Origin of the sequence: Streptomyces albiflavescens (genome assembly GCF_014645835.1) — a bacterium.
Lineage (GTDB): Bacteria > Actinomycetota > Actinomycetes > Streptomycetales > Streptomycetaceae > Streptomyces > Streptomyces albiflavescens.
The window spans coordinates 33,710-49,715 of the sequence record NZ_BMMM01000018.1 but is presented as its reverse complement, the minus strand read 5'-3'; the positions used below and the strand labels follow the sequence as shown (position 1 = coordinate 49,715).

General features: G+C 70.2%; 16 protein-coding genes. 9 read left to right on the top strand and 7 right to left on the bottom strand.

Annotated features, from left to right (window positions below):
- Positions 1 to 70: 70 nt before the first annotated feature.
- The 3 genes from IEY95_RS37455 to IEY95_RS37445 form a co-directional block, all read right to left on the bottom strand.
- Positions 71 to 790 (bottom strand): response regulator transcription factor, encoded by a 720-nt coding sequence (locus tag IEY95_RS37455; protein ID WP_189190674.1) that lies wholly within the window; start codon positions 788 to 790, stop codon positions 71 to 73.
- Between the two features lie 363 nt (positions 791 to 1,153).
- Complete coding sequence (locus IEY95_RS37450) at positions 1,154 to 1,759, bottom strand: FMN reductase (protein ID WP_189190673.1); 606 nt, start codon at positions 1,757 to 1,759, stop codon at positions 1,154 to 1,156.
- Entirely contained in the window at positions 1,756 to 2,886 is a 1,131-nt protein-coding gene (locus IEY95_RS37445; protein WP_189190672.1) for an LLM class flavin-dependent oxidoreductase, read from the bottom strand. Before IEY95_RS37445 ends, IEY95_RS37450 begins: the two co-directional genes overlap by 4 nt.
- Before the next feature lie 138 nt (positions 2,887 to 3,024).
- On the opposite strand from IEY95_RS37445, the gene IEY95_RS37440 reads away from it, so the two are divergent.
- The gene (locus IEY95_RS37440; RefSeq protein ID WP_229703611.1) at positions 3,025 to 4,446 is read left to right on the top strand and encodes an MFS transporter; all 1,422 of its coding nucleotides are present in this window, start codon (positions 3,025 to 3,027) and stop codon (positions 4,444 to 4,446) included.
- A gap of 171 nt (positions 4,447 to 4,617) precedes the next feature.
- Here IEY95_RS37440 and IEY95_RS37435 read toward each other — a convergent pair whose 3' ends face one another.
- Entirely contained in the window at positions 4,618 to 5,508 is an 891-nt protein-coding gene (locus tag IEY95_RS37435; protein ID WP_189190670.1) for an NADP-dependent oxidoreductase, read from the bottom strand.
- Between the two features lie 123 nt (positions 5,509 to 5,631).
- Here IEY95_RS37435 and IEY95_RS37430 point away from each other — a divergent pair, with 123 nt between their 5' ends.
- Entirely contained in the window at positions 5,632 to 6,039 is a 408-nt protein-coding gene (locus tag IEY95_RS37430) for a winged helix-turn-helix transcriptional regulator (RefSeq protein WP_189190669.1), read from the top strand.
- On the opposite strand, the gene IEY95_RS37425 is transcribed toward IEY95_RS37430, so the two are convergent.
- Positions 6,012 to 6,509, bottom strand: a complete 498-nt coding sequence (locus IEY95_RS37425) for a MarR family winged helix-turn-helix transcriptional regulator (RefSeq protein WP_189190668.1) — start codon at positions 6,507 to 6,509, stop codon at positions 6,012 to 6,014. The two genes, IEY95_RS37430 and IEY95_RS37425, sit on opposite strands and share 28 nt — an antisense overlap.
- Before the next feature lie 404 nt (positions 6,510 to 6,913).
- Positions 6,914 to 7,384, bottom strand: a complete 471-nt coding sequence (locus IEY95_RS37420) for a hypothetical protein (protein WP_229703610.1) — start codon at positions 7,382 to 7,384, stop codon at positions 6,914 to 6,916.
- Between the two features lie 146 nt (positions 7,385 to 7,530).
- On the opposite strand from IEY95_RS37420, the gene IEY95_RS37415 reads away from it, so the two are divergent.
- From IEY95_RS37415 to IEY95_RS37400, 4 genes are all read left to right on the top strand, one after another.
- Complete coding sequence (locus IEY95_RS37415) at positions 7,531 to 7,866, top strand: YnfA family protein (RefSeq protein WP_189190667.1); 336 nt, start codon at positions 7,531 to 7,533, stop codon at positions 7,864 to 7,866.
- A 194-nt stretch (positions 7,867 to 8,060) separates the two neighbouring features.
- Positions 8,061 to 8,849 (top strand): SDR family NAD(P)-dependent oxidoreductase, encoded by a 789-nt coding sequence (locus IEY95_RS37410; protein ID WP_189190666.1) that lies wholly within the window; start codon positions 8,061 to 8,063, stop codon positions 8,847 to 8,849.
- Positions 8,849 to 9,073, top strand: a complete 225-nt coding sequence (locus IEY95_RS37405) for a hypothetical protein (protein ID WP_189190861.1) — start codon at positions 8,849 to 8,851, stop codon at positions 9,071 to 9,073. The genes IEY95_RS37410 and IEY95_RS37405 overlap by 1 nt, the downstream gene beginning before the upstream one ends.
- Positions 9,074 to 9,339: 266 nt before the next feature.
- Entirely contained in the window at positions 9,340 to 11,028 is a 1,689-nt protein-coding gene (locus tag IEY95_RS37400; RefSeq protein WP_189190665.1) for an alpha/beta hydrolase, read from the top strand.
- Positions 11,029 to 11,194: 166 nt separating this feature from the next.
- On the opposite strand, the gene IEY95_RS37395 is transcribed toward IEY95_RS37400, so the two are convergent.
- Positions 11,195 to 12,388 (bottom strand): RtcB family protein, encoded by a 1,194-nt coding sequence (locus tag IEY95_RS37395; RefSeq protein ID WP_189190664.1) that lies wholly within the window; start codon positions 12,386 to 12,388, stop codon positions 11,195 to 11,197.
- A 202-nt stretch (positions 12,389 to 12,590) separates the two neighbouring features.
- Between IEY95_RS37395 and IEY95_RS37390 the strand changes: the two genes are divergently transcribed.
- From IEY95_RS37390 to IEY95_RS37380, 3 genes are all read left to right on the top strand, one after another.
- On the top strand, positions 12,591 to 13,421 hold the full coding sequence (locus tag IEY95_RS37390; protein WP_189190663.1) for a DUF3558 domain-containing protein: 831 nt from the start codon (positions 12,591 to 12,593) through the stop codon (positions 13,419 to 13,421).
- A 147-nt stretch (positions 13,422 to 13,568) separates the two neighbouring features.
- Entirely contained in the window at positions 13,569 to 14,396 is an 828-nt protein-coding gene (locus IEY95_RS37385; protein ID WP_189190662.1) for a DUF3558 domain-containing protein, read from the top strand.
- A gap of 163 nt (positions 14,397 to 14,559) precedes the next feature.
- On the top strand, positions 14,560 to 15,987 hold the full coding sequence (locus IEY95_RS37380) for a DUF2637 domain-containing protein (protein ID WP_189190661.1): 1,428 nt from the start codon (positions 14,560 to 14,562) through the stop codon (positions 15,985 to 15,987).
- Positions 15,988 to 16,006: the final 19 nt, after the last annotated feature.

Sequence of the window (16,006 nt, the reverse complement as noted above, 5' to 3'; positions counted from 1 at the left end):
GAAACCAAGTGGATCCGAGGGAGCCGGGAGAGCCGGGAGAGCCGGGGGATCTGCTGGAGCCGGGCGGCACTCAGTCCTCCCTCAGTACGTACCCCACGCCCCGCACCGTGTGGATCAGCGCCGGTGCTCCCGGCTCGTCGAGTTTGCGCCGCAGGTACCCCACGTACACGGCGAGGTTCTTGGAACCCGGGCCGAAGTCGTAGCCCCAGATCCGGTCGTAGATGGTGGCGTGGTCGAGGACGATGCCCGCGTTGCGGACGAGCAGCTCGAGGAGTTCGAACTCGGTCCGGGTCAGCTCCAGCTCGCGCTGCCCGCGCCAGGCGCGCCGCGCCTGGACGTCCATGCGCAGTCCGGCCGCGACGATCTGCCCGTCGGGCTCCCTCGGCACCGGTACGTCGACGGGGATGCCGTTCGCCGCGCCCGTCCCCGTGCGGCGCAGCAGGGCGCGCAGCCGGGCGAAGACCTCCTCGACGTCGAACGGCTTGACCACGTAGTCGTCGGCGCCCGCGTCCAGGCCCGCGATGCGGTCGGCGGTCTCGACGAGGGCGGTGAGCATCAGGATCGGCGTGCGGTTCCCCTCCGCGCGCAGCACGCGGCACACCTGGAGCCCGTCGATGCCGGGCATCATCACGTCCAGGACCAGGACGTCCGGTGGCGTGCGATGGGCCTGCGCCAGCGCCTCCACGCCGTCGGCGACCGCCGTCACCTCATAGCCCTCCAGCGCCAGCGCCCTTTCCAGGGCATGACGGATGGCACGGTCGTCCTCGGCGAGCAGCACATTCTGGGGCACCCCACCAGTCTGCCAAGCCCTCGGCCGGGTACCACCTGATGAGAGCCCCCGCGACCGCCCTTCTTACCCCCCTCTCACCACGCCCCGGCGCGTCGCCTTACCTCCCCCGGTCACTGTGTCCCGTATGTCAGGACGAGCGAACCCTGACACGCCCCGGCCGCCCCGAGGACTCCCCCGGCTCGGGGCCGGCCGGAGCGCGGGGCGGCCGGGGCGGCTTCTTTCGCCCCGGCCGCCCCTGCCCTCCCACAAGCTCTGGGCTCCGCTCGAACAGGAGGGCCGCCATCGTCCCTGAGGGCTGCCGCCCCCAGTCCCCCGCTAAAAGATCGCGCGGTTCCGCGCGACCAGCCACCACCGGGTAACCCCCTACGGCCGCAATGCCTCCAGCTGCTGCTCGAACGGAATCACCTCGAAGCCACCCCCGGCCCTGACAGGAGCCGCAGCCGCCACCGGCACGGCCCCCATCAACCCCGCCAGCTCCCCCGCCGCCCGCTCGATCCGCTCGGCCAGCCCCTCCGCGCCCCAGTCCTCCGAAGCCGCGTACACCCCGGTCGGCACGACCACGGCCCGCAGATACGCGAAGAGCGGACGCAGTGCGTGTTCCAGGACCAGCGAGTGACGCCCGCTACCGCCGGTCGCCGCGATCAGCACCGGCTTCCCGGCGAGCGCGTCCTTGTCCCCGACGGTCAGCACATCGAAGAAGGACTTGAACAGCCCGCTGTAGGAAGCGGAGAACACCGGCGTGACGACGATGAGACCGTCCGCGGACGTCACGGCGTCGATCGCGTCGGACAGCCCCGGCCCGGGAAAGCCGTTCGTGAAGTTGTGGGCGATCTCGACGGCGAGGTCGCGCAACTCGACGACCTGGACGTCGGCGGCCGTGCCCCGGACCGCGGCGGCCGCCAGGCGGTCGCCCAGCAGCCGCGTGGACGACGGAACACTCAGCCCCGCCGAGACGACGACGAGCTTCATACGACGTTCACTCCCTCCGAAACCTCCGAAGCCTCCGAAGCCTCCGAAGCCTGCGACGCGGCGGCGGCCACCCGAGCCGCATGCGTCGGCGCCTCCGGCACATCGGCCGCCCGCCCCTTGGCGAACTCCTCCCGCAGCACCGGCACGACCTCCTCGCCCAGCATGTCGAGCTGCTCGAGCACGGTCTTCAGGGGCAGTCCGGCGTGGTCCATCAGGAAGAGCTGGCGCTGGTAGTCACCCGCGTACTCGCGGAAGGACAGCGTCTTCTCGATCACCTGCTGCGGCGACCCGACGGTGAGCGGAGTCTGCTCGGTGAAGTCCTCCAGGGACGGCCCGTGCCCGTACACCGGCGCGTTGTCGAAGTACGGCCGGAACTCCCGTACCGCGTCCTGCGAGTTGTGCCGCATGAACACCTGCCCGCCGAGCCCGACGATCGCCTGCTCGGCCGTGCCGTGCCCGTAGTGCGCGTACCGCTCGCGGTAGAGCTCGACCATCCGCTTGGTGTGGTCGGCCGGCCAGAAGATGTTGTTGTGGAAGAAGCCGTCGCCGTAGTAGGCGGCCTGCTCGGCGATCTCCGGCGAGCGGATCGAGCCGTGCCAGACGAACGGCGCTACGCCGTCCAGCGGCCGCGGCGTCGCGGTGAACGACTGCAGCGGCGTACGGAACTTGCCCTCCCACGTCACCACGTCCTCGCGCCACAGCCGATGCAGCAGCGCGTAGTTCTCGATGGCGAGGTTGATGCCCTGGCGGATGTCCTGCCCGAACCAGGGATAGACGGGCCCGGTGTTGCCGCGCCCCATCATCAGGTCGACCCGGCCGTCGGCCAGGTGCTGGAGCATCGCGAAGTCCTCGGCGATCTTCACCGGGTCATTGGTGGTGATCAGGGTCGTGGACGTGGAAAGGACGAGCTTCTCGGTGCGCGCGGCTATGTAGCCGAGCATGGTGGTCGGCGACGACGGCACGAACGGCGGGTTGTGATGCTCGCCGGTCGCGAAGACGTCCAGGCCCACTTCCTCGGCCTTCTGCGCGATGGCGACCATGGCCTTGATGCGCTCGTGCTCGGTCGGCGTCCTGCCCGTGGTCGGGTCGGGGGTCACATCACCGACGCTGAAGATCCCGAACTGCATGGTCGCTCACCCTCCAAGTTGTTTACGATTCAACTATACCCCCCAACGGCCACACCCCGGTCGGTATTCCGCACACCCCGGGCGCCCCCTCCGGCTATTCGCTTGACCCGCCCGGTCGCCATGCGGCAATTTATCTGCGTGACACAGACACTGCATGACACAAAAGAAACCTCGCATCCTCCCGCCCGCACCCGCTGGGCCATCCTCGGGGTGGTCCTCGCCGCCGACGTCCTGGACCTCCTCGACGGCACCATCACCAACATCGCCGCCCCGACCATCGCCGAAGACCTCGGCGGCGGCACCGGCCTCATCCAGTGGCTCGGCGCCTCCTACGCCCTCGCGCTCGGCGTACTCCTCGTCCTCGGCGGACGGCTCGGCGACAAGTACGGCCGCCGCCGTCTCTTCCTCACCGGACTCGGCGGCTTCACCGCGGCCTCCCTCGCGTGCGGCCTCGCGCCGACCCCCGGCACACTCGTCGCCGCCCGCCTCGCACAGGGCGCCTTCGGGGCGCTCGTCATCCCGCAGGGCTTCGGCATCCTCGGCGCCTGCTGGCCCCGGGACCAGATCGGCAAGGCGTACAGCCTCTTCGGCCCGGTCATGGGCCTCTCGGCCGTCGGCGGCCCGATCCTCGCCGGATTCCTCATCGACACGAACACCGGCGGCCTCGGCTGGCGCTCGATGTTCCTCATCAACCTCGTCCTCGGCGGCGCCGCCCTCCTCGCCGCCGCCCGCCTGCTCCCCCGCGACACCGGCGACCGCACGGTCACCGTCGACGGCCCCGGCTCCGCCCTCCTCGGCGCCACCATGCTCGGCCTGCTCGCCGGCCTCATCGAAGGCTCGGCGCACGGCTGGACCCCCACGAGCCTCGCACTCGTCGCCGCCGGAGCCGTCCTCTTCGCCGCCTTCTGCCACCGCCAGCGCACCGCGGCCGACCCCCTGATCCAGCCCTCCCTCCTCCACAACCGGGGCTTCACCTCGGGACTCGTCCTCGGCATCGTCTTCTTCGCCGCGGTCGCCGGCCTCCTCTACGTCGTCTCGCTCTTCCTCCAGCAGGGCCTCGGCCGCTCACCCGCGGGCGCCGCACTCGGCCTGATGCCCCTGTCCGCGGGCATCGTCATCGCCTCGATCGCCTGCTACCGCCTGATCGGCGCACTGGGCCGCCGCCTCGTCCTCACCGGCCTGCTCATCACCCTCGCCGGGACCGGCTACCTGCTCGCCCTCGTCGCCACCTCCGGGACGAACACCGGCGACTGGGCCCTGGTCCCGCCGCTGCTCGTCGTCGGACTCGGCATGGGCACCTGCTTCGGCTCGGTGTACGACGTCACGGTCGGCGACATCGCCGCCGACGAGGCCGGAAGCGCGGGCGGCTCACTGGGCGCGGTCCAGCAGCTCGCCAACGCGATCGGCGCCGCCGCCGTCACCACCGTCTACTTCAAGGCGAACGGCGGCGAGGCTCACGCCACCACCGTGAGCCTCACCGCCGTCGCCGCCGTCACCCTCCTGTGCTGCCCCCTCGTAGGCCTGCTGCCGCTCAAGGCACCGCGGGAACACCATCACTAGGGCCTGTCGTCACATTCCCGTCTGCCCCGCGACGCCTGGCACGCACTCTCGCCGCACCGGGCGAAAGCCCAAGTACGTCCAGTACGAGGACTTCCGCCCGGCACGCCGAGAGCACGCACCAGACGCCGCGGGGCCGCCCTTCGGGCGACGACGGGAATGTGACGACAGGCCCTAGGGCTGGAGAACCAGCCGCCCCCGCAGACCGCCCTCCGCCAGCCGGGCGTGCGCCTTGGCCGCCTCGTCCAGCGCGTACGTCTCGGCGACCCGGAGCGTCAGCACCCCCTCGTCGACGAGCGCCGCGAGCTCCGCGAGCCGCGCCCCGTCGGCGGCGACCTCCACCGAGCCGGTCCGCACGCCCCGTACGGACGCCGGGTGGGCCCCCGGGATGACCCCCACGAACGCACCGCCGTCCCGCACCCACTCCAGCGCCGCCTCACCGAGGATCGCCGCGTCCAGCACTCCGTCCACGCTGCCCGGCGCCACGGCACCCGATGCGAACCCGGTCGCCCCCAGTCCCCGTACGAGCTCCTCGTCGGCCTCCCGGGCAAGGGCGGTCACCGACAGTCCGCGGTGCGCGGCGAGCTGGACGGCGTAGCCACCGACCGCGCCCGCCGCACCCGTGATCAGCAGGCTCTGCCCCGGCTCAAGGCCCAGCAGTTCGAGGGCCTGCGCGGCGGTCAGGGCGTTCAGCGGCAGGCTCGCCGCCCGCACCGCGTCCACGGAGGCGGGCGCCTTGGCCACCGCATCGGCGTCCACGACTACGTAATCGGCGTGTGTACCAAGGGACTTGGCGGGGCCGTAGGCCAGCGCCACCACCTCGTCGCCCACCGCCCACGCCGTTGCCACACCCGTGGCATCGACGGTCCCGGCCACGTCCCATCCCAGCCCCAACCGCTTGCCCGCACCCCCGAAGCCACCCGCGCGCACTCCCGCGTCGACCGGATTGAGCGCGGCCGCCGCGACCTTGATCCGCACCTGCCCGGCACCCGGCTCCGGCACCTCGACCTCGACGATCTCCACGGCTTCCGGACCACCAAAAGCGTTCACAACCGCTGCACGCATGGCAATTCTCCCCATTCAAAGCGATGTATCCGGGTTTCCCTCCCGTTGCAACAACCCTATGAAGAGTTACTATCTCTCGGTAAGTAGGCACCTGAAGGTGCGTACGTCACCCGGAGGTGAGTCATGGCGACCACGACGGCGGCCCAGCGACGCGAGAAGGCACGCGTCGAGTACGACGCGTTCATCAAGAGCTGTCCCACCAACCAGCTCCTCGTCCGCATCAGTGACAAGTGGGTCAGCCTGATCGTCAGCGCGCTCGCCGAAGGGTCGATGCGCTACAGCGACCTGGGCCGCAAGATCGCGGGCGTCAGCCCCAAAATGCTGACGCAGACGCTGCGTTCACTGGAGCGCGACGGCATCGTCGCGCGCACCGTCACCCCGTCCGTACCGGTCCGGGTCGACTACGAACTCACGCCCCTGGGCATGAACTTGAGCTGCCTTCTCACCGCCGTGAAGGACTGGGCGGAGCAGCACATCGAGGAGGTCAACGAGGCGCGCGACCGCTATGACGCGTCCTCCGCAGCCTCCTGAAAGTCCCCGCCCCGCAGCCGCGCGATCTGCTGCGTACTGAAGTCGACCGTACGACACATATGCCCGATGATCAGGGCGATTTCCTCATCCTCGAGCTCGTCGAACAAGGCGTACCACCCGCCCCCCAGCCGGTCCCACATCCGCCCGAACTCGGCGATCTTCTCGGGCACGGTCGCCACGAGCACCCGCCGCCGGTCCACCGCGTCCCGCTCCCGCACGACATACCCGGCCTTCTCCAGCCGGTCCACCAGCCGTGTCGCCGAGCCGGTCGTGAGCCCCGTCAGCTCGGCGATCCGCCCCGTGGTCACCGCCGCGTCCTCCAGGCTGAGCAGATTCAGGCACTGCAGATCCGTCGGATGCAGCTTCAGGTGGTCAGCGACGGCCTGGTTGAAGAGCGCGTACGACGCCATGTAGCGACGCGACACGACGGACAACTCATCGAGCAGCCGTCCCCGCACGTTCTCCGTCATCACGCACACCCTTCCTCTGCGCCAAACAGAAATCGTACGACGCAGACACATCCGATGGACCGCCACGAACGCACGGGAGGAGCCGTGCCGTCACCCCCACACACCCGCACCCGCGAACGCACGGAAAGGGCTGTGCCGTCACCCCCACGCACCCGCACCCGCGAACGCACGGGAGGGGTCGTGCCGGTACATCGAATGCCCGTCGCTTACGCCCGGATCTGGAAACGGCTCCTGGTAGGCCAACGTCTGATCCACCGGCGACGGGCGGATGTACCGGCACGGCCCCGACCCCCCACCGACCCGCAGGCGCAACCGACCGGCAGGCGCAGGCAGGCACAGGCACGCGCAGGGGCGCACGCACAGGGGCGCACGCACAGGCACAAGCACGGAAGCAGCCACCCCCGCTAGAACACATACGCATCCCCCGTTTCCAGCGCCAGCACCCGCTGCCGGTCATTCGCATGGTTGCGATCCACCGCCCCGCCACTCCACACCGTGTCGATCTGAAGAGTCACCTCGGACGGCACCCCCACCAGCCGCACCGTCACCCCGATCTCCTCCCCCAGCCCGTCCGCGGCCAACGCCCCCGTCCGGCACACCACCGCCCGCTCCCCCGCCCGCGCGCACTGCTCCGGCAGCCGCTGCGCAGCCGCGAGCGGAACCGACCAGCGCAGCCGCACGGTCGCGTCGGAAACGGCGGTCGGCCCGTGGTTCTGCGGGGTGAACCGGACGTCGACGCTCCCGGCGGCCACGGACACGTACCCGTGATAGGCGAGATCGGCCTCGGGAGACACGGCGAAGCCCGGCGAAGCCGTACCCCCCAGCAGAAACGCCCCCGAACCCACCACGCACAGCACTCTCATCCCCATCCGCATGACGTCATTTCCTTCGCTGGATCGACAGGTCGTCAGGTGAGGGTGATCAGGTCACCGTCAAGGGATGTATCCCACCCCTGACCGCCGGCAGGCGCCGTCCATCAGGTGACGGAATCCCTCTCGCGGCCGCATGCGAGAGTGACCGCATGCTGATCGTCCGCTCCGCCGCCCTTTTCGTCCTCGCGGCGCTCTTCGAGATCGGCGGCGCCTGGCTGGTCTGGCAAGGCGTACGCGAGCACCGCGGCTGGCTCTGGATCGGCGCGGGCGTCATGGCCCTCGGCGTGTACGGCTTCGTGGCCACCCTCCAGCCGAACGCCGAGTTCGGCCGCATCCTCGCCGCGTACGGCGGAGTCTTCGTGGCCGGCTCCCTCGCCTGGGGCATGGTCGCGGACGGCTACCGCCCCGACCGCTGGGACGTCACCGGCGCGCTGATCTGCCTCGCCGGAATGGCCGTCATCATGTACGCGCCACGAGGCAACTGACGCCGTCGACCCCGCGCCCGCACCGCCGGACCGGTGCGGAACCCGGACCACCCGACCGGTGCCGAACCCGGACCACCGACCGGCCGCGGAACCCGGACAACTCGACGCCGACGCCCAGGACCTGCCTATCCTGACGAAGATTCCCGTACACACGCCCGTACGCACCGCACGGGCACCCGCCCGAGGAGCCAAAAATGACCGCGCCGTCCGCGCCCTCCGCGCCGTCCGCCCCCTCCCGCATCGCCGTCATCACCGGCGCGAGCAGCGGTATCGGCGCGGCGACGGCCCGGCAGCTCGCCGCGGCCGGCTACCGCGTGGTGCTCACCGCCCGCCGCAAGGACCGCATCGAGGCGCTCGCGGAGGAGATCAACGCGGCGGGCCACCAGGCGACGGCGTACGCGCTGGACGTCACGGACCGCGCGGCGGTCGACGAGTTCGCGACCGCCTTCAAGACGGTCGGCGTCCTGGTCAACAACGCGGGCGGCGCACTCGGCGCCGACCCGGTCGCGACGGGCGACCCGGCCGACTGGCGCCAGATGTACGAGACGAACGTCATCGGCACCCTGAACATCACCCAGGCCCTCCTTCCCGCCCTCACCGCGAGCGGCGACGGCACGGTCGTCGTGCTCTCCTCCACCGCCGGCCACGGCACCTACGAGGGCGGTGGCGGCTACGTCGCCGCCAAGCACGCCGAGCACGTCCTCGCGGAGACGCTCCGTCTGGAGATCGTCGGCACGCCCGTCCGCGTCATCGAGATCGCGCCCGGCATGGTCAAGACGGACGAGTTCGCGCTGACCCGCTTCGGCGGCGACACGGAGAAGGCGGCGAAGGTGTACGCGGGCGTGGCCGAACCGCTGACCGCCGACGACGTGGCCGAGACCATCACCTGGACGGTCACCCGCCCCAGCCATGTGAACGTCGACCTCCTGGTAGTACGCCCCCGCGCACAGGCGTCGAACACGAAGATCCACCGGGAGTCGTGATGCCCGAACCGGCAGACGCCGGCGACGCCACGGCCGCCACAGCCGACATAGCCGCCACAGCTGCCACAGCCGACGCAGCCGACGACACAGCCTCCAGGGACCGGCAGCGCCTGGCCCTGGAGAAGAAGCGCGAGCGCATGGTCTGGTACTACCTCGCGTACTTCCTCTTCGGCATCCACATCGTGGCGTTCGTCATGATCTACGCGGTGACGCACGCGAAGTGATCGCGGCGGCACCTGCTCGAAACCCCTGCCCCTTCCCCCTGTCCTTTGTCCTTCCGCCAGGCCACGGAGGGCGCCCTCGGCATCGAGCGACTCGGCCATTCGGCTGCGGTTGGCTCGCGCGCGTTTCCGAACCGCGGTGTTGTTGACACGGATGCCTGCCGACGCCCGGGGCATGGCCGACCTCCGGCGCATGGCCGACGTCCGGCGCATGGCCGACGTCCGGCGCATGGCCGGCATCGGGCGCTCAGCCGTGGAAGGGACAACGCATGCTCATATCCGGCCCCATAGCGGGCCGTAGGTGTTGCGCCGCGGTCGTCGCCGCGGTGGTGGCCTGCTCGACGGCACTGTCCGGACAGGACCTCGCCGCGGCCGACGGTGCCCCGACACCTTCGGTGCCCGCCCCGAAGTTGGACTGGAGACCCTGCGTTCAGGGCAGCCCGTTCGACTGCGCGACAGCGAAGGTGCCGCTGGACTACCGCAACCCCCGCGGCCGCACCGTCGAACTGGCGGTCGTGAAACGGAAGGCGACCGGCCCCGGGCGGCGCATCGGCACCCTGTTCTTCAACCCCGGCGGACCCGGCGGGCCGGGAACGGTCCAGATGCCACAGGACTACGAGTTCTTCCCGCGGGAGGTACGGGCGCGGTTCGACATCGTCAGCTGGGACCCCCGCGGGGTCGGCAGCAGCACCGCGGTGAACTGCTTCGCGAGTCGCAAGGAAGCCGACGCGTGGAACGCGAGCAAACCGGCCGGCCTCCCGGTCGGCGCACAGGAGCGGAAGACCTGGATCGCCGCGTACGCCGAACTGGGCCGACGCTGCGAACAGCGCGACCCCGAGCTCCTGCGCCATGTGTCGACCACCGACACCGCTCGCGACCTGGACCAGCTCCGCCAGGCGGTGGGCGACCCACAACTCACCTACCTCGGGATCTCCTACGGCACGTTCCTGGGCGCCACCTACGCCAACCTCTTCCCCGGCAAGGTCCGCGCCATGGCCCTCGACAGCACCATCGACCCGCAGGCCTGGACGAACCACGCCTCCGACGACGACCCCCGGCTCACGACATTCCTGCGCATGGGCACGGACCGCAGCGCGGCAGCGGTCCTGGACAAGTTCCTGACCCTGTGCGGGTCCGCCGCCACCGCCCGCTGCGCCTTCTCAGCCGGCAGCCCGAAAGCGACCCGGAACAAGTTCGACCAGCTGATGCGGCGACTCCGTGAGCATCCCGTGGGTGTGTGGACCTATGGCCGTACGGTCGGTGACGCGGTGAACAGCCTCTACGTCGTCCACCCCGGATGGACGGACCTCGCCGGCAGACTGCAGAACCTGTGGCAGGGCCGCGTTCCGGAGCCGTCCCCACCCCCACCCGCGCAACCGGTCCCGCATCCGCATCCGTACCTGGGCGAGGAACAGGCGAGTGCCGTGCTCTGCGCCGAAAGCCCCAATCCGCGTGACCCCGGGGTCTACCACGCCCTGGAGGAGGCCAGTGCCCTCCGTGCGGGCGACGCCGGACGTAACTGGACCTGGGCCGCCGAGGGGTGCGCCACCTGGCCGGCGGTCGCCGCCGACCGTTACCGCGGCCCGTGGAACAAGCCGACGGCGCACCCCGTCCTGCTGGTCGGCACCACCTACGACCCCTCCACTCCCTACTCGGGCGCGCAGACCATGGCCGAAGAACTGGCCAACGCCCGCCTGCTCACCAACAACGGGTACGGGCACACCGCACTCATCAACCCCAGTAGCTGCGTGAACGACTACGAGAGCCGCTACTTCATCGACGGCACCCTCCCGCCGGCCAAGGCAACGTGCCGACAGGACAAGCCCCCCTTCTCCGCACCCAAGCCGAGCGGCGGCGTCGCCACCGGCGGCGGAGCCATGGCCGGCGTCGCCACCGGCCCCGGAGCCATGGCCGGCATCGCCACCGGCGGCGGAGCGATGGCCGGCATCGTCTCCTGAGCCCGCCGTCGCCCCGCGGCAAGGGCACGCGCCGACTCGTTCGGGCTCCGGAACGCCCGGGATCCGTAAGGCAGTGCTGTGGCCACCAGGTCCGAGGCCCCACGCTCACAGCAGAGCCCCGGACTCGCAGAGTCCGGGGCCCGTCGCTCAGATGGAGTGCTGAAGGTCAGCCCTTCACGCACACGACCTGCTTCAGCTTCGCCACGACCTCCACGAGGTCGCGCTGCTGATCGATGACCTTCTCGATCGGCTTGTAGGCACCCGGGATCTCGTCCACGACGCCGGAGTCCTTGCGGCACTCGACGCCCTGGGTCTGCTCTTCCAGGTCGCGCGTCGAGAAGCGGCGCTTCGCCGCGTTGCGGCTCATGCGCCGACCGGCGCCGTGCGACGCCGAGTTGAACGCCTTCTCGTTGCCGAGGCCCTTCACGATGTACGAACCCGTGCCCATCGAGCCCGGGATGATCCCGTACTCGCCGGAGCCCGCGCGGATCGCGCCCTTGCGGGTGACGAGCAGGTCCATGCCCTCGTAGCGCTCCTCCGCCACATAGTTGTGGTGGCAGGAGATCTCCTGCTCGAAGGTCGGCTTCGCCTTCTTGAACTCCTTGCGGACCACGTCCTTCAGGAGCGCCATCATGAGGGCGCGGTTGTGCTTCGCGTACTCCTGCGCCCAGAACAGGTCGTTGCGGTACGCCGCCATCTGCGGGGTGTCCGCGACGAAGACCGCGAGGTCACGGTCGACCAGACCCTGGTTGTGCGGGAGCTTCTGCGCCACACCGATGTGGTGCTCGGCCAGTTCCTTGCCGATGTTCCGCGAACCGGAGTGCAGCATCAGCCAGACAGCTCCGGTCGTATCGGTGCACACCTCGACAAAGTGGTTGCCCGATCCGAGTGTTCCCATCTGCTTGGTGGCGCGCTCCTGACGGAACTTCACCGCCTCGGCGACCCCGTCGAACCGCCCCCAGAAGTCGTCCCACCCGGCCGTGGCCATCGCATGGAACCGCCCCGGCTCGACCGGGGACTCATGCATCCCCCGCCCCACCGGAATGGCCTCCTCGATCTTCGACCGAAGCCGAGAAAGGTCTCCCGGCAGATCATTGGCCGTGAGCGAGGTCTTGACCGCGGACATCCCGCACCCGATGTCCACCCCCACCGCCGCGGGACACACCGCGTCCCGCATGGCGATGACGGAGCCGACGGTCGCGCCCTTCCCGTAGTGGACGTCGGGCATGACAGCCAGGCCCTTGATCCACGGCAGGGTCGCCACGTTCTGGAGCTGGCGCAGTGCGACGTCCTCGACCGACGCCGGATCGGTCCACATGCGGATGGGGACCTTCGCCCCCGGAACCTCTACGTACGACATATCGTCCTCAATCCCCCGGAAAACATCAGAAGTCAAAAAACGCAAAACCCGCGCCAAGGTCGACGTATGGGACAACGGACCGGCGTCCACGGCAGTGCGTGCGATACACATTGTCTCCAGGGGCCGCCCTCACGCGGCAACCGAATAACCACAGGACACCCCGGCCGCAGATCCGTCGGGAACCGTCGAGAGGAGCCTGACCGTGCAGCGGAAGGCGTACGTACCCGGCATCGCCGTGCTCCTCGCGGCACTGCTGGCGGGCTGCACGGGCGGTTCGGGAAGCGGTGGCGCGGCGGACGACTCCAAGGGGAGCGACACCGGTACGACGGCGCCCGCGGCCCAACCCGGCAAGTACCGCACGCTCCCGGAGACCTGCGGCGCGGTCGATCACGACAGCCTCGACTCGCTGCTGCCCGGGATCGAGCAGATCGCGGACGCGGAGACGCGCGACAAGGCGTACGAGGGCGAGGCCACGCTCACGTACGACACGGACCGGCGCGACGGCTGCCGCTGGAAAGTGGAGTCCACGTCCGCCACCGATCACCTTCTCGTCGACTTCGAGCGGGTGGTCTCGTACGACAACGCGGTGAGCGACGCCAACAAGGCCCAGGAGATCTACGCGGGCAAGCAAACGGCGGCCGACCTCCCCGAGCCGGCCGACTCCAGTTCCAGCTCGGCTTCCAGCTCGGCTTCGAGCAGCGACACCGCGCCCCCTTCCGCCCCCTCCTCGTCGTCCTCGTCCGCCTCCCCCTCCTCGTCCGCGACCGCCTCCCCGAGCGAGACCCCCACCGATCTCCAGCCCCGTACGCTCGACGACCTCGGCGACGAGGCGTTCCTGAACGACAAGCTGAGCCCGGCGTCCTCGGCGGCCCAGCAGCGCACGGTGACTGTGGTGTTCCGCACGTCGAATGTGATCGTGACGATCGAGTACGCCGAGCAGCCGACCGCGTCCACCGACACCCCGGACAGCAAGGAAATGCAGGACAGGGCGTGGAAACTGGCGGAGAAGCTCGCGGACAAGCTCGACGGATAGGGGGCCCGCGACACCTTGCGGCCCCCTCGCTCAAACCCCCCGAACCGGAAACGCACAGCCGCCTCACCGCGTACCGTGGCCCCTCGGACCCGACCGGTCGCACGTTCCATGTGCGGCCGCACCACGAGCGCCACGAGTGAAGGAACCATGCACCGACCAGTACAGCGAGTAGGCCGAGCACCGCGACTCACCCGCATCCTCGTCAGCGCAGCCGCCGTCCCGGTGATGCTTGTCGCCGCCGGTTGTTCCTCGGACTCCGGCTCCGGCGACGACGCCAAGAAGAGTGCCGGTTCGAGCCCCGACGCGAAGGCGTCCGCGAGCGCCTCGGCGAACGCCGTCAAGCCGGCGGCGTACGCGAAACTGCCCGAGCCCTGCTCGGTGCTGTCGAAGAAGACACTGGGCGAACTCGTCCCGAAGGGTGCCAAGTCCGGCAATGAGGGCAAGTCGGACGATGTGGAGGCGCGCGGTAACTGCTACTGGAGCAGCCTCGACAACAACGGGGTGCAGGGCTCGCAGTACCGCTGGCTGAACGTGGCCCTGCTGCGTTTCGACTCGGACTCGCGCGGCGAGGGCGACCAGCTCGCGCACAAGTACTTCGAGAAGCAGGTCAAGGGCGCCCAGTCGGTGACGGGCGCCAAGAGCACCAAGTCGCAGCCGGTGTCCGGGACGGGCGACGAGGCGACGGCCGTGAGCTACGACCTGAAGAAGAAGGAAGGCTCCTTCAAGCAGCAGACGATCGTGGCCCGTGTCGAGAACGTCGTCATCACGCTCGACTACAACGGCGCCGGCCTGGCGGGCGAGAAGACCCCGAACGCCGCCGACCTGCTGAAGGACGCCGAGAAGGCCGCGAAGGAGGCGGTGGCCGCGGTGTCCGCCGCCAACCAGGACAGGGGCGCCACGAGCACCTCCCCGTCGAAGTCGGCCTCCCCCTCGAAGTCGGCGTCGAAGTCGGCTTCCCCGTCAAAGAAGAGCTGACGGACTTCCGGCTCCGTCCGGGGCTCAACTCGCAGTCCCACCAAGTCATTTGAAGGAGCCCGGCCCCCGCGGGGACCGGGCTCCTGCCATACCGCGCGCCCGTGCGACACACACATGTGCCACCCTGTTGCGCGCAACAACACGCAAGGGGAGGGGAGTACGGGTGGCCGCGCCCATTCAGCTCACACGCACGCACCGAATACTCATCGGCGTGGTCGTCACCGGTGCGGTCGTCATCGCCGGTATCGGCTTCGCCGGTTCGTACGCCGCCGTCCGGGAGCTCGCTCTCAAGAAGGGCTTCGGGAACTTCGCGTACGTCTTCCCGATCGGCATCGACGCGGGCATCTGCGTCCTGCTCGCCCTGGACCTGCTCCTGACCTGGATCAGGATTCCCTTCCCCCTCCTCCGCCAGACAGCATGGCTGCTGACGGCGGCGACGATCGCGTTCAACGGCGCGGCGGCCTGGCCGGACCCGCTGGGCGTCGGCATGCACGCGGTGATCCCGGTCCTCTTCGTCGTGGCCGTGGAGGCGGCCCGGCACGCGATCGGCCGCATCGCGGACATCACCGCCGACAAGCATATGGAGGGCGTCCGCCTCACCCGCTGGCTGCTCTCCCCGATTCCGACGTTCCTCCTGTGGCGCCGCATGAAGCTGTGGGAGCTGCGCTCCTACGAGCAGGTCATCAAGCTGGAGCAGGAACGCCTCGTCTACCGGGCCCGCCTCCACTCCCGCTTCGGCCGCGCCTGGCGCCGCAAGGCCCCGGTGGAGAGCCTGATGCCGCTGCGGCTGGCCCGCTACGGCGTCCCCCTGTCGGAGACGGCCCCGTCGGGCTTGGCGGCAGCGGGAATCGAACCCGCGCTGCTGCCCCCGGCGCCGCGCCAGCCTGAACTGGACACCGCCGCGCCGCTCGACGCGGCACGCGCCCCCGAACTCGACGCGGCCGCGGGCCATCGTGCCGCCGGGGCGGCGCCCGTCCCACAGGGAGTGGCACCTCAAAGCGAGCAGCGCCCACACCCCGAGGGCAACCAGAGCCCCGAGCAGCTGGAAGACCCCCAGAGCCCGTGGTTCGCACCCCCCGAGCAGAACGTCGTCTACGGGGGCGGCTACGACCCCACGTACCAACCCCCCTACGACCCGTCGTACGCCCAGGAGCAAGAGGGCTGGCAGTGGTACGAGGACCAGCAGGCACAGGGTTACGGGGACCCGCAGGCCCAGGGATACGGGGACCCGCAGGCCCAGGCCTACGAGCCCGGCCCCGAGGAGACGGGCAGTTTCCCCATCCCGGCGGGCCCGGGCGGCCGTACCCGCCAGCTCGGCGAGGGCGGCGGCACCCCCGAGGCCGAGCAGCTCCCCATCCCGTCCCCGCGCGAGGAGCAGTCCCCGCTGGCCGACGAGAAGACCCGCGAGGAGAGCTTCTACCAGGTGTTCCGCCAGTCGATAAACGGTCAGGGCCTGCCTACGAAGGGTGAGTTCGGCAACAACGTCGAGGCCACCTACGGCGTCACCCTCACCGACAGCGAGCTGAGGCGCTACATGGGCCGCTTCCAGAACCGCTTCAACGCGGAGCTGGAGGAGGACCACATCGCGTAAGCACGTCAGCATGTACGAC